A 13,647-nucleotide genomic window follows, 5' to 3' on the forward strand; every position below is an offset into this window, starting at 1 on the left:
CTAAAGCGAAACTTTGTCAGTGTCGTAGCTCTGGCTTGTGCTTTTGTCTGGTTACCAATGTGAAACGTCAACAGCTCCTAGAATACCAAGGCGAACTATAAACGATAGAGATGTTGTTCCTGAACCTGCTAGACGGAGAGTTCAGCAGCCAAGAATCAATCAAGATGTAGGTGTTGATAATCGAAGATTGACACGACAAGTGAGAACAGAACACGTAATCGGAAATACTGGTAATAGGCAATTAAATCTTGAAAACTTTGAGCAGAAACTTGGCCATTATTATATAAGAATCCCTGATAGGAAAAGATTGGAAGTTTTAACAAATAATAATCTTGATCTATTGCATAATGAGCACTTTATGAATGCTGTGGTTCTTTATCTGGCTTGTCAGAGAGTGACATCAGGTTTTCCTGATGACTTATGTTATAAGGCTATTTTGAGAGGACTACTGGATGGCGAAAAGCTTGAGGCTGTAAAGCGAGGAGAGAGCTTGAATAATGCTTTCATCCCATTAGGTTTTTACGCTGCTGGGCTACGTGAAAAAGTTAACACTTTAGATGATGATACACCTATTGATTCCTTGCCAGTTAGTGAGGATTTTTCCTGGAGAGTTGATGACCACAATAATAGCATTCCAAACGCAATGTGTACGGGAGATTCACAGGCTGCTGATACTTCACTTCTGTCAATACGTTCAAATGTTGCCATTAATCCATTGAGATATATGTTTAGCCATCTTGATGATGAGGTTGTTGATGTGATTGGCAGAGTAATAGATAAAGAGTGTTTAGCTATTCATGGAATGATATATCAAGAGTTATTTAATAAAGATGGAAATCAGGCCAATATATTCTTGGCAAGTAGAATGGCTGTTCGTGCTGAAGTAACAAAGGGAAAAGTGTATAAATTATATGATCCTAATGAATATGATCTGTCTATAGAAGAGATCAAGGAGATATTTGAGAATTACGATTTTGAAACGGAACAGATTGCAAGAGAGTTTATTCTCAATCACGCTGGTGGGGCTGTTATACCCGAAGGTAACAGACTTTTTTATCGCGGAGGAGGTCCCCACGAAGCTAATAGAAAGAAAGTGAATCTACTGGATTTAAATGCTCCTTTTGATCTTGAAACCGTGAATCAAGGACGCATCACCTATGGAACAGGTCTTTATTTAACACAAGTGCATCGTGAGGTCAGTTATTACTGTGATTTGGCCAATAATAATGGTGAAGGGCCAATAATGGTTTGTGAAGTTAAAGTCAAACCTAATACTGTCGTACTTGATTTTTCAAGTGAAAGAGAGGGAACTTTTGCGAAATATTTGAAAGATTATTATCCTGACCGAAAAACAGAGATAATAAATAAGTTTAAGAATGGAGACTGTAGTTTTCATGGTGCTATTTTTGTATGGACTTCTCCTAATGCTGAAGGGATATAGGATTATACTACGATCAGAGACTCAGATGTTATTGAGTCAGTTAAAGTAATGAATCAATATGTAGAGACAAAAGTTAATATCCCTATCACGGAACAGGAAAAAGATCGAGCAAGACTAAGAGAGAAAAAATATGTTGGAAATATTCCTGAGCACTCTCAACGTTTGAAGGCTCGGATGCATTTTTCTAATGGAGAAACTAGGGAGGTTGATATTTATGAAACGAAGGTTGCGCTTGTCGATGAGAGACGCAGATTGAGGCGTAGAGATTATGAATACAAATATTATGTTATGCATAATGAGGAAGAAAGAACAGTTTTGAGAGTGAAGCCTGCTGCTACTTATTATGATAGTCCGAATAGGCCTACTAGAGAATTCACTGATTTTTATCCAGTCCTAAAAAGAGAGCCAAGGGTAAATTAAGCATATATAAAAGAACCCTCAAATTTACAGAGGGTCTTTTATATAAATAAAAAGCGTTTCTATATTTTTCTTATTTTTCCATTAAGCGATGCTGTTTTTCCAGCTTCTTACGAATTCGCTCACGCTTGAGCTTGGAGAGGTAATCCACAAACAGCTTGCCGTCCAGGTGGTCAGTTTCATGCTGTACGCAGACCGCCATCAGGCCTTCACACTCTACCTCGAAAGGTTCACCGTTTCGGTCCAGGGCCTTAACGCGCACTTTGGCAGGACGATCCAGGCTTTCATAAAAACCGGGTACTGACAGGCAACCTTCACCGTATTCTGTCACTTCATCCGTCAGAGGGGTGATTTCCGGATTAATGAACACCATGGGGTCGCTTTTGTCTTCCGACAGGTCCATGACGAAGATACGCTTCTGGACGTTGACCTGGGTGGCTGCCAGGCCCACACCCTTGCTTTCGTACATGGTGTCGAACATATCGTCGATGAAGGTACGCAGTGCATCATCCACGGTCTCGACAGGGACGCCAACTTCACGGAGACGCTCATCGGGGTATTCAAGAATCGTCAATATAGCCATAAATTATGCCGTTCCATTCTTCTATAACATTGCGTGCATTGCCCACACCGGAACGCACATCGTTTAGCGTTTATTGTAAATTTCCCCCGTTACCGACACAAATTAGCATTTTCAATACAACTAATAATGACTGTCACTGACACGGCTGTTGGTTTGTCTAACCATTCAGTCGATTTGCGACGGCTGTCACGCTAGCTCAGGTTGGCTGGCCTGGTGCCGAAAAACGTTGGTATCATTGTTGGAAAACAGGCAGAGGCCTGACCGGCAGAGCTGAGACATAACAATGAAAAAACTGTTACTGGGATGTGTGCTGTGGAGTCTTTCCATGATCGCCTGGGGGGAAACGTCTGATGAGATGTTCCGGGACGATCGGCCCGAGAGCTATACCGTGGTGCCCGGTGACACACTCTGGGAAATCTCCGGCCGCTTCCTGAAAAGCCCCTGGCGTTGGCCCGAGGTCTGGGATATGAACAGCCAGATCAGCAACCCGCACCTGATCTATCCCGGTGATGTCATTAACCTGGTCTATATCGATGGAAAACCGCATCTGACCGTCAGTCGTAACGGTCAGTCCGCCACGGGTGATGGTCGCACAATCAAGTTAGTACCTAAAATCCGCAAGCAACGTTTGGCGGATGCCATCCCCACCATTCCCCTGGATGCGATCAGCGGGTTTCTCAGTAATAGCCGGATTGTCAGTGCGCCAGAAACGTTGACGAATGCGCCTTATGTTGTCAGTGGCAAGTCCGATAATCTCATCAGTGCCGGTGGGGATACCATTTATGCCCGGGGTATACTGGAAGACAAAATCACCAGTTATGGTGTCTACCGTAAACAGCAGGTGATTGTCGACAATGAGACCAATGAGGCTCTGGGCATTATGGCGCTGGGCGTTGGCTCAGCAACGCTTAAGCAGGCACATGGCGATCTGCTGACGCTGGAAGTCACCCAGGCTTCAGAAGAAATTCGCGGTGGTGACCGTCTGCTGGTATCCGAAGAACGGGGACTTGCCTCTTCTTTCATGCCCAGCGCGCCTGAGGATCGTGAAATGCGTGCCAGAATTCTTCACGTGATCAGTGGCGTTAACCAGATTGGGCGCTTCAATAATGTGATTATTAATAAGGGTAATAGAGACAACCTGAAAGCCGGTTATGTCATGGCCATTTATAAGGATATCGAGGTGCGGGACCGGTTTGCTGATGAAGTCATTACCTTACCCCCGGAACGCGTGGGTTTGCTGATGGTTTATCGAACTTTTGAGAAGGTCAGTTATGGCGTTGTACTGAAAGCCAGCCAGCCATTACGTGTGGGTAACCTGCTGAAAGCACCCTGAACGCTTTCTTGATCTATCCTGATTTCCCATTGCCAACAATAATGCCATCCCTGCGCTGTCAGGGGTGGGGAAACAGGATGTCATTATGTCCGCTTCATGTGATACACACTGGGACCAGCTGGAGCCCTGGCTGCGGCTGTTTCATCTCCCGGGGCTTGGGCTGAAACGTTTTCAGTTTTTGCTGGAGCATATTGGTAGCCCGGAAAAGGTGCTGTCCCTGTCACTGAAAGGCCTTCTGGAGATAATGCCGAAATCGCTGGCTATGAATATCGCTTCCAGCGGTAAGTCAGCAGTGGTACAGGAGAGTCTGGCAGCTACCAGGCAATGGCTGTCAGGGTCCAATCACCACATTATCTGCAGAGATTCCAGTGGGTATCCTTCGTCACTGGCGACTATTGCTGACCCGCCCCCCTTACTGTTTGCCCTGGGGAATCCGGAGCACCTTCTTTCTCCGCAGATTGCCGTTGTTGGTACCCGTTCTCCGACCCCCCAGGGCAAGCATCATGCTTTTCAGTTGTCAGAAGCGCTGGTGGCTTGTGGTTTGACTGTAACCAGTGGGCTGGCCATAGGTATAGATGGTGAAGCACATAAGGGGGCGCTATCAGGGAAGGGCGCTACGGTCGCTGTTGTGGCAACCGGGTTGGATCGGGTTTATCCGGAGAGACACCGGTCACTGGCTGAAGTGATTTCCAACCATGGTGTACTGGTGTCGGAATTTCCGCTGGGGACTTTGCCAAGACCTGGCCATTTTCCCCGTAGAAACCGTATTATCAGTGGTTTGAGTCATGGGGTATTGGTCGTTGAGGCTGATGTTAAAAGTGGTTCCCTGATTACGGCACGTCTGGCTAATGAGCAGGGACGTGAAGTGTTTGCTGTTCCTGGGCCTATCAATAACCCCTGTACCCGCGGTTGCCATAGTCTGATTCGCGAAGGCGCCACCCTTGTGGAAGGCGTTGAACATATCCTGCAGGAGTTAACCGGACCTTTGGGTTGCTGGCAGCCGGTAACGTCTGATACGCACGATGAATTACCGGAAACAGGCTCAGACAGTGAAAAACAGGTGCTCAATGCCATGGGGTTTGAGGCTTGTCATACCGATGATGTAGTACTGCGAACCGGCCTGTCCAGCCAGAAGGTTGCCGGTATTTTGCTGGACCTGGAGCTTGCAGGAAAAATTGTCAGTGTGCCTGGTGGTTTCATGCGGATAACCAACCGCCCTGCGCTGGACACCTAACGATGGTTACGATACTTTGCGTCCTCGCAAAGAATAATCATGCTTTTACGCCCTGTTAGAAGAGTGCCTGTAATGAGCAAGCCTTTTGTTGCGATTCTCATGGGATCCGACGCTGACCTGCCTGAGGTTGAGGCGGCCATTGATGTCCTGAGAACGCTCAATGTGCACTGTGAAGTGCGTGTGCATTCTGCTCACCGAACCCCTGATGCCACCCACCGTTATGTTAAGGACGCCGACTTTCGTGGTTGTGCTGCGTTCATCTGCTGTGCTGGTATGGCAGCACATCTGGCTGGGGTTGTCGCTTCTCTGACCATCAAACCGGTGATTGGTGTACCCATCGATACCGGCCCGCTGGATGGTCTGGATGCCCTGCTCTCTACTGCACAGATGCCGGGTGGTATACCGGTCGCTACCGTCGCCATTGGCGAGGCGGGCGCCCAGAACGCCGCTTACCTGGCCTGCCAGATCATTGCCCTTGGTGATGCCGATCTGGCCGAACGCCTGAAAGCTGATCGCCGTGCCAGTGCGGAAGATGTACTGGCACGTAATGCCATCCTCCAGAAAAAGCTGGGTGCTTAATGACTCAAAACCTGACAGAAACGACCCGGGTGCTGAAATCGGGAGGCGTGATCGCTTATCCGACCGAAGCGGTATGGGGATTGGGGTGTGATCCCTGGAACGAGGCGGCGGTTAACCGCATTCTTGCCATCAAGCTGCGGCCTGTCAGCAAGGGGTTGATTCTTGTGGCATCCTGCCCGGAACAGATTGCCCCGCTGCTGGAAACCCTGAGCGATGATCTCTCGACCAAAATGCTGGCCATGCAGTCACAGCCGTTGACCTGGCTGGTGCCCGATGAAGGCAACTGGATTCCTGCCTGGATCAAGGGGGATTTTGACAGCGTAGCCATCAGGATGACTCAACATCCGCTGGTGGTCGATCTGTGTAATGCCTTTGGCAAGCCGATGGTTTCAACGTCAGCCAACCGTGCCGGGGAGCCGCCCATGGTGACACGGGAAGAGGTGGTTGCCACGTTTGACCAGGAAGTTGACTGGATCACCGATGGTTTCACCGGTGATGCGTCGTCACCTTCGAGCATTCGTGATCTGGTGACGGATCAGGTCTTTCGTTAAAAATATTGTTGCCGGAAGCTCATTCTGATGAGCGTTGTTTCCGGCGGATGATCCACTGATCGGAATTTCGCTTATGACAGACCAACCGGATATCGTCGCAGTAAAAAACTACCTGCTGGGCCTTCAGGACCGTATCTGTGGCGCGTTGGCGACAGAGGATGGCAAAGCGGCATTCCGGGAAGATAACTGGGAGCATCACCATGGCGGTGGCGGCCGGGCCCGGGTGATTGAGAATGGCGCGCTGTTTGAGAAAGGCGGCGTGAACTTCTCCCATGTCCACGGCAACCAGCTGCCGGCTGCTGCCAGTGCCCGTCGACCGGAACTGGCTGGTCGCAGCTTTCAGGCCATGGGGGTTTCACTGGTGATTCATCCGGAAAATCCCTATGTACCGGTTTCCCATGCCAATGTCCGCCTGTTGATCGCCGAAAAGGAAGGGGTTGACCCGGTCTGGTGGTTTGGCGGCGGCTATGATTTGACCCCCTGCTATGGCTTTGAAGAGGATTGCCGTCACTGGCACCAGGTCGCGCATAAGGCCTGTGAACCTTTCGGTGAGTCAGTCTATCCCCGCTATAAGCAGTGGTGTGACGAGTATTTCTTCCTGAAGCACCGGAATGAACCCCGTGGTGTTGGCGGTTTGTTTTTCGATGACCTGAATGAATGGCCTTTCGAACAGTGTTTCGGTTTCATGCAATCAGTGGGTGACAGTTATATTGATGCCTATTTGCCAGTTGTCAGAAAGCGAAAAACCATGGACTGGGGGGAGCGTGAAAAAGCCTTCCAGCGCTATCGCCGTGGACGTTATGTGGAGTTCAATCTGGTCTATGATCGGGGGACGATCTTTGGGCTGCAGTCCGGTGGCCGGACAGAGTCGATATTGATGTCGATGCCGCCCCAGGTCGACTGGCGTTATGACTGGCATCCTGAACCGGAAACACCGGAATCAGATCTTTACGAGAACTACCTGGTTTCCCGCAACTGGCTTGATTGAGAGGGCTTGATGAGCGAACAACCGCTGGATCGCTACGCTGTCATTGGTAACCCTGTCGGGCACAGTAAGTCGCCTACTATTCATGCGGCCTTTGCCGAGCAAACGGTGCAGGCCATGACCTATGAGGCTTTGCTGGCACCGCTGGATGGTTTCAAGGATGTTGTTTCATCATTCTTTCAGAATGGTGGCAAGGGGTTGAATATCACCGTACCGTTCAAGCTGGAAGCCTGGCAGATGGCTGAGCGTCGCACAGAACGGGCAGAGCTGGCGGGTGCCGTGAATACCCTGTGGCGGTCTGATGAGGGTTGTTTGTGGGGTGATACGACGGATGGCGTTGGTATGGTGACCGATATTACGTCAAACCATGGCATCACTATCACAGGCAAGCGAGTGCTGATTTTGGGCGCAGGAGGTGCTGTACGGGGCGTTCTGCAACCGTTGCTTGAACAGAATCCAGATCGTGTGGTTATCGCCAACCGAACCCTTTCAAAAGCCGAAACACTGGCAGATCTTTTCCGGTCTTTTGGAACGATTGAAGCGTCTTCTTTTGAGACATTGCTGGGTGAATTTGATTTGGTGATCAACGGTACCTCTGCCAGCCTGCAGGGCGATTTACCGCCGATACCCGAAGGCGTTATCAGCCGGGATTCCCGCGTGTACGATATGATGTATAGCGCAGAAAAAACGGCGTTTATGCAGTGGGCGGAATCTCAGGGAGTGGCGCTGGCGGTAGATGGACTGGGCATGCTGGTGGAACAGGCGGCGGAATCCTTTGCCATCTGGCGAGGAGTGCGTCCTGAAACCGGACCGGTTATCCGCCAGGTTCGCGCCGCCATGGTAGCTGCATAAATATCGCAAGGCATTTGCGACCATAATGGTAAGATGAACAGACTGTCAGGAAACAGCGTGGGGAGCAGTAAATGACAAGTGCCCGAAATATCGGCTTTATCGTGCTGGTGGATGCTGGTGACAACGATGTCCACAAGATCCGTGAAGCCTTGCTGGAAATCGAGGAAATTGATCTTGTTCACTGCCTGATCGGACCGACCGACCTGATCTGTTATGGTCGTACGACGGATGTCAGCCAGCTCAAGACGTTGATGAGTGAACGCGTCCATGCCCTGCTGGAAGATCGCTTCAATCCGATTGAGCGGACGGAAACCATGCTGGTTCTGGATCATTATGGTGATGCGCTGTCTTCAGAGACACATGCGCGTCCCAATGGCACCGGTGCCTGGATATTTGCAGACCTCAGAATCAGCGGTTCCACCATTGCGGAAAAACTGCTGGGTCGTCACCCTGAAATCAAAACTGCATTCAATGTGTTGGGTCGTAATGACACCGTGTTTTATGTGGAGGCGGAAACCCTGGACAGCCTGATGGGTGTTATTGATGAAGGGTTCCGGGTATTGCGTGGCATTGGTAGTGAAGGCAAGCCGACCAAGGCGCTCTCCCGCACTGACACTCGTCTGGTGCTGATGTAACACCCTGCCCGTCCGGCCTGTTGTCGTTTTCAGCAGGCTGGATTCGCTAACTTCTATAATCATCTTCTACACGTTGTAATGGGACTGCTCCCATGGTGATTATTCATGTTTTTACCGCGTATGCGCTGTTGTTGTGGCATATGCTCTGGCCGATTGCTTTCGGACTTGCCTTGTCCTCCTACATCCGCAGTCGTGTCCCTTCTGAAACCATTATCCGACAGATTGGCAATAACTCCTTCCACAGTGCATTGATTGCAGCCTTGTTCGGTATGGTTTCCTCTATCTGTAACTATGCGACAGCGGGAATGGGGCATACCTTGCGACTCAAAGGCGCCAGCTGGCCCAATACCCTGGTGTTCATGATTGCCAGTACCAACATTGGCGTGACCATGATGGTGACGGTCTACGGTTTTCTGGGAAGCACATTACTTGGATTACTTGCCGGTACAGCAATTTCCTTGATGATTGCTGCATTTTTACTGGCGCTACTTTTTCGATTACCCATGTCTGAAGTTCATCAGGAGCAAGCCAGCAAGCAAAAGGGAAATACCTCCTGTTGGCAGGATGCCTGTGGCTATTTTCATGATGACCTCAATATGACCCGACGCGATATTCTGGTGGGGTTATTGATGGCCTCGACTGTCAGTATCGTTGTGCCGTCTGCCTGGTGGCAGGCGCTTTTCTGGCAGTCTGCTGAACCGGGCCTGATGGTATGGCTGTGGAACGCCATTGTGGGTGTGGTGATAGCGGTTCTGACATTTGGCTGTTCTCTCGGCAATGTCGCGCTGGCCGCCGTTTTGTGGTGGCACGGTGTCTCACCGGGGGGCGTGATGGCGTTTATGTTATCCAGCCTGCTGACCTTTCCGATGTTGGGCATGTACCGTAAATACTATGGTCTTCAGACGACGATTAAGCTGGTATCGGTACTGGTTCTGGGTGTTTTGGTGGCGTGTCTTTTGATGGATATGCTGATGAACCAATTGGCTGTCGATGTTATCCGGCACAATGTTCTTGTACAGCAATCCGGAACCGTACGCTCTTTGGTGACGCTGGGGCTTAATCTCCTGTTTGGCGGCCTGGGTGTGAAAATGTACCTGCAGGGCCGGCAGAAAGAGGATGGTTGCTCTATGGGATCAATGTGAGCAGGTATTGCGTCGGATTAAGATTCATTCTGCCTTTCTGCAGTAGTATGTTTATTTTGGCTGACGCACAGCCTGCCCTTTCCTATTCACAGCCAGCAATCACGGAAAGCAACATGTTATTAAGCAGGATTATCGGTCACCGGGGTAATGCCAGTCAGGCGCCGGAAAATACCCTGGCCAGTATCCGTAAAGCCCATGAGGCAGGCGCCCAATGGGTAGAGATTGATGTGGTCCTGCTCGGTGATGGAAACCTGGTGATTCATCATGACCAGTCCCTGCGGCGTTGCACCAATGGTAAGGGGAGACTCCTCAGGAATAACCTTGAAACGATCCGGAAACTTGATGCGGGTAGCTGGTTCAGTCCCGACTTCGCCGGTGAACGGATTCCAACCTTGGTTGAAGCGCTAACGTTGATACAGGAATTGGGGCTTGGCCTTAATCTTGAAATCAAGATGCACCGGCATGCGGTGAAAGCCCTGGTGGAACCGGTGATTGCCACCTTACGCGAACACTGGAAGGATAACGACAAATTGATTCTGTCCAGTTTCAGCCATGAGGCACTGTTGCAATGCCATGCCCTGGCGCCTGAATTCCGTCTGGGCCATCTGTTTGAGAAGTTGCCCCGTAACTGGCTGAGTCGGGCCAGGGATGTCAAAGCCGTGACCATTCATGTGGACTGCAAACGCCTGCGTGAAGCCCGTGCCAGGGAGGTTATCGCAGAGGGGTATGAGTTGTACTGCTATACCGTTAACAAACCTGAAGTGGCAGAAAAACTGTGGTGCTGGGGGGTAAAGGGTATCTTTACCGACCGTCCACAGGACTTTGTGGGGTAAAGGCTCGCCATGCTGAGTATTGCTGGATAGCCAGCATAATGAGCAGGTTGCAACCCAGCGCAATGACGCCAATGTGAATACCCTGCCACTGTTTGAAACCCTGGCACAGTGCCAGCGCATAGACGCCAATCCCAGCCAGCAGCCCTGAGAATATGGCTCTGGCTGAAACGCTGCGCCAGTGCAGTGCAACAATGAATGCCGGCATGCACTGAAGCAGGATTTCCAGTTTGATTTCGACCAGACGCCAGAAGGTCACATCACGATAAAGTGCGCCTATCGCCAGTGCGCCCATGATGAAAATGGACAGCCAGCGATCGAGTTGCATGTTTGGGTTCTGAACGGTTTCTTTGGCCAAATCCCTGCTCAGCAGGGAAACCAGGCTGAGCAGAACGGAGTCTGCGGTCGACATAATGGCGGCCAGAATTGCCAACAGAATCATCATGGCACCCAGGGTATGAGTGGCAGAACCATCATCGGCCCAGTGTTTCAGAATGACGGGCAGCATCTGATCACTCTGGTAGCCTTCCCTGAAGAGTGGAATGGCAGCCAGACCGACAAAGAAAATGATCAGGTGCGTCATGAAAACAAACACGCCTAATATCGCCATGGAGTGATAGAGCGTGGTATGGCTTTTCGCGGCGAATATACGCTGAATAGCTTGCGGGTAAATAACCGTTGAGAGTCCTACGAGTAACAGGGTGCTCAACCAATACCGCTGTTGTTCCGACGATGGTGGCGTCAGGCTTTCGGGTTTTATTTGAGCGATGCTCTCAGTAATGGCTGCAAGGCTGACATTTTTTTCCACGATCCAGACCAACAGCAGGATTAAACCTGTAATCATGATCAGACCCTGAATCGCATCCGTCCACGCCACCGCACGCAGTCCGCCGACAAGATCATACACCAGAATCACCAGTGCCAGTACGACCACGCCGACGGAATACGAAACCATACCGCCGGTGATCACCTCGGTGATTTCACCAATGGCTTTCAGCTGGGCAAACAACATGTTGCCCAAAACAATTGTCATGATAAGGGTGATTCCTCGCCGCAGCATTGGCTCCACAGGATCATTCTGGAAACGGTGCCTCAGCCAGTCTCCGGGCGTCACAAAGCCCTGTTTGCAAGCGATAGGGCGTAGGGCTGGTGCAATGAAGTGATAACCGACAGACATCGCCACAACATAGCCTACAGCCACTACCCAGAAAAAGCCCCGGCGCCAGGTCTCACTGGTCGCTCCCATCAGGCTGTTACTGCTTTGAATGGTGGCGTAGAGCGTCAGCACCAGGACAAAAAATCCCAGGGATCGATTGGCAAGATAGTGGCTGCTATGTGCATTGCTGCGGTAACGCCAGGCCACTACACAGACAGGAATCAGGATCAGCAAGTAAAGCAGCAATCCGCCCAGACCGATTTCTGCAAGCGTCATCGGTGGTTCATCTCCCGGCTCCAGCGCGAAAGCAGTACCCATACCAACAGATTAATGATGACAATCAAGCCATAACATAAGAGTGCCCGGGTAACCCATGCGGGCATGCCTAATAACTGTGTCTGATGAAACGACAGGCTTCCATACCAGGGGACGGAGACGATCAGCAGTACGATCATAAACAACCGCAGCAGAAACAGGATCTTTTGTTTTTGTTTATTCATGTCGATATGTCACGCCATATGAAACGGAAAGATTGTCACCGGCTGCCTGTGAATTACTGGTCTATATATAGACTCTGTTGGTAGCAGCTGTATTCCAGGCTGTCTTTTTGTTTCCTTATCACTTGGGACAGTGAAAATGTTGTCGTGTTCCCGTCTTATCCTGTGTGCTGCGCTTTTATTTGGGTCATCTTGTTTGCTGGCAGGTGAAATTATTCTGACAGTAGCGAATGTTCGTAGCAGCGATGGCTACCTGTTAGCCGCATTGCATGATTGTGAAGAAACGTTTCCTAATGAAGGAGACGCGCTGATGTACGCCAAAGTCAAAGCGGTGGCAGGCAAAACCCGCTTGCGTTTCAGTGTTGATGCGCCGGGAAGTTATGCGGTTTCGCTCTTCCATGATGAAAATGACAATGGTGTGTTGGATACCAACCTGATCGGTATTCCGGTGGAGGGTTATGGTTTTACCAATAATGCGCGTGGCACATTTGGACCACCGGATTTCTGGGATGCCATTGTCAGGGTGGATGGTGGAGTGGTTGCTCAGTCGATAGAGCTAACGTATTAATATTGTTAGTAAAAAAACAAGATTCTGCTCGGTGGTACCTTAAATCAAGGTACCACCGAAATTGAGAAAAATTACACGCTCTTAACGTAGTGAATCACGCCATCCAGGAACATTTGCACAGACAGCATGACCAGGATCATCCCCATTAGCCGCTCCAGCGCAAACAAGCCACGCTCTTTCAGCAAATCATAGAGTTTTCCGGAACACATCAGGATACAGGCGGAGACAAACCAGGCACTGATAACGGCCAGTGTCCAGTCAAACAGACGACCAGGATCCTGGTTGGCCAGTAACATGATGGCGGCCAGCAGGGAGGGGCCGGCGATCAGCGGTGTAGCCAGGGGAACAATCATGGGTTCGCCGTCCGGTGTATCACCCATGATGCTGCGTCCCCTGGAGGGAAAAATCATCCGGATGGCAATGATAAACAGGATAATCGAGCCAGCGATGCTGACCGCTTCCTGCTTGAGGTTCATGATGGCCAGGAAAGTCTGGCCGGTATACAGGAACAGCAGCATGATTGTCAGCGCGATGAGCAGCTCGCGAATCAGTATCTTGTTACGGCGCTCCCGGGGGACGGCTTTCAGGATCGAAAGAAAGACGGGCATATTGCCCAGCGGATCCATGATAAGAAACAGAAGAATGGCGGCGGACCATATTTCCATGGCAGGTGCACCTTGTTGTTTGAGTGAAAAGGGAATCGGTGATGATGGCCGAAGCTTATACCACATCCGGGAAAACACTGTCATTCATGGTTCCGCGGGCCTTAAATCCCGCTTAACCTTGGGAATGTGAGCAAGCTGGCCGTACTTTTGGCAACAGAGTACAGTTTTTGCACAAAACG

The 13,647-nt window shown here is 50.3% G+C and carries 16 protein-coding genes; 12 read left to right on the top strand and 4 right to left on the bottom strand.

Annotation, left to right across the window (positions count from 1 at the left end; translation table 11 throughout):
- The first annotated feature begins 43 nt into the window (after positions 1-43).
- Together ABD892_RS14870 and ABD892_RS14875 are read left to right on the top strand one after the other, a co-directional pair.
- Complete coding sequence (locus ABD892_RS14870) at positions 44-1,441, top strand: hypothetical protein (protein ID WP_345196648.1); 1,398 nt, start codon at positions 44-46, stop codon at positions 1,439-1,441.
- A 48-nt stretch (positions 1,442-1,489) separates the two neighbouring features.
- The gene (locus ABD892_RS14875; RefSeq protein ID WP_345196649.1) at positions 1,490-1,861 is read left to right on the top strand and encodes a hypothetical protein; all 372 of its coding nucleotides are present in this window, start codon (positions 1,490-1,492) and stop codon (positions 1,859-1,861) included.
- Positions 1,862-1,931: 70 nt separating this feature from the next.
- On the opposite strand, the gene def is transcribed toward ABD892_RS14875, so the two are convergent.
- Positions 1,932-2,441, bottom strand: a complete 510-nt coding sequence (def, locus tag ABD892_RS14880; protein WP_345196650.1) for a peptide deformylase — start codon at positions 2,439-2,441, stop codon at positions 1,932-1,934.
- Between the two features lie 283 nt (positions 2,442-2,724).
- On the opposite strand from def, the gene ABD892_RS14885 reads away from it, so the two are divergent.
- From ABD892_RS14885 to ABD892_RS14925, 9 genes are all read left to right on the top strand, one after another.
- Positions 2,725-3,774: a LysM peptidoglycan-binding domain-containing protein gene (locus ABD892_RS14885; RefSeq protein WP_345196651.1), complete on the top strand. Its 1,050-nt coding sequence runs from the start codon at positions 2,725-2,727 to the stop codon at positions 3,772-3,774.
- Between the two features lie 85 nt (positions 3,775-3,859).
- Positions 3,860-5,008, top strand: a complete 1,149-nt coding sequence (gene dprA, locus ABD892_RS14890; protein WP_345196652.1) for a DNA-processing protein DprA — start codon at positions 3,860-3,862, stop codon at positions 5,006-5,008.
- A gap of 72 nt (positions 5,009-5,080) precedes the next feature.
- Positions 5,081-5,587 carry a 5-(carboxyamino)imidazole ribonucleotide mutase gene (gene purE, locus ABD892_RS14895; RefSeq protein WP_345196653.1) on the top strand — a complete coding sequence of 169 codons (507 nt, stop codon included), beginning with the start codon at positions 5,081-5,083 and terminating at the stop codon, positions 5,585-5,587.
- Positions 5,587-6,138, top strand: a complete 552-nt coding sequence (gene tsaC / locus ABD892_RS14900; protein ID WP_345196655.1) for an L-threonylcarbamoyladenylate synthase type 1 TsaC — start codon at positions 5,587-5,589, stop codon at positions 6,136-6,138. Before purE ends, tsaC begins: the two co-directional genes overlap by 1 nt.
- A 73-nt stretch (positions 6,139-6,211) precedes the next feature.
- Positions 6,212-7,126, top strand: a complete 915-nt coding sequence (gene hemF, locus ABD892_RS14905) for an oxygen-dependent coproporphyrinogen oxidase (RefSeq protein ID WP_345196657.1) — start codon at positions 6,212-6,214, stop codon at positions 7,124-7,126.
- A gap of 9 nt (positions 7,127-7,135) precedes the next feature.
- Positions 7,136-7,975 carry a shikimate dehydrogenase gene (gene aroE / locus ABD892_RS14910; RefSeq protein WP_345196658.1) on the top strand — a complete coding sequence of 280 codons (840 nt, stop codon included), beginning with the start codon at positions 7,136-7,138 and terminating at the stop codon, positions 7,973-7,975.
- Positions 7,976-8,046: 71 nt separating this feature from the next.
- Complete coding sequence (locus ABD892_RS14915; protein ID WP_345196660.1) at positions 8,047-8,610, top strand: hypothetical protein; 564 nt, start codon at positions 8,047-8,049, stop codon at positions 8,608-8,610.
- Positions 8,611-8,702: 92 nt separating this feature from the next.
- Positions 8,703-9,752 carry a permease gene (locus ABD892_RS14920; RefSeq protein WP_345196661.1) on the top strand — a complete coding sequence of 350 codons (1,050 nt, stop codon included), beginning with the start codon at positions 8,703-8,705 and terminating at the stop codon, positions 9,750-9,752.
- 113 nt (positions 9,753-9,865) lie between these two features.
- The gene (locus ABD892_RS14925; RefSeq protein WP_345196662.1) at positions 9,866-10,585 is read left to right on the top strand and encodes a glycerophosphoryl diester phosphodiesterase; all 720 of its coding nucleotides are present in this window, start codon (positions 9,866-9,868) and stop codon (positions 10,583-10,585) included.
- Here the strand turns inward: ABD892_RS14925 and ABD892_RS14930 are convergent.
- Positions 10,554-12,014, bottom strand: a complete 1,461-nt coding sequence (locus ABD892_RS14930; RefSeq protein WP_345196663.1) for a sodium:solute symporter family protein — start codon at positions 12,012-12,014, stop codon at positions 10,554-10,556. The genes ABD892_RS14925 and ABD892_RS14930 overlap by 32 nt on opposite strands.
- Positions 12,011-12,238 (bottom strand): hypothetical protein, encoded by a 228-nt coding sequence (locus tag ABD892_RS14935; RefSeq protein ID WP_345196664.1) that lies wholly within the window; start codon positions 12,236-12,238, stop codon positions 12,011-12,013. Before ABD892_RS14935 ends, ABD892_RS14930 begins: the two co-directional genes overlap by 4 nt.
- Positions 12,239-12,431: 193 nt before the next feature.
- Between ABD892_RS14935 and ABD892_RS14940 the strand changes: the two genes are divergently transcribed.
- Complete coding sequence (locus ABD892_RS14940) at positions 12,432-12,803, top strand: DUF2141 domain-containing protein (protein WP_345196665.1); 372 nt, start codon at positions 12,432-12,434, stop codon at positions 12,801-12,803.
- A gap of 71 nt (positions 12,804-12,874) precedes the next feature.
- Here the strand turns inward: ABD892_RS14940 and ABD892_RS14945 are convergent, their stop codons facing one another.
- Positions 12,875-13,468 (bottom strand): YhgN family NAAT transporter, encoded by a 594-nt coding sequence (locus ABD892_RS14945; protein ID WP_345196667.1) that lies wholly within the window; start codon positions 13,466-13,468, stop codon positions 12,875-12,877.
- Between the last annotated feature and the right edge of the window lie 179 nt (positions 13,469-13,647).

Origin of the sequence: Kistimonas scapharcae, from assembly GCF_039540975.1 — a bacterium.
In the GTDB taxonomy this organism is placed as follows: domain Bacteria; phylum Pseudomonadota; class Gammaproteobacteria; order Pseudomonadales; family Endozoicomonadaceae; genus Kistimonas; species Kistimonas scapharcae.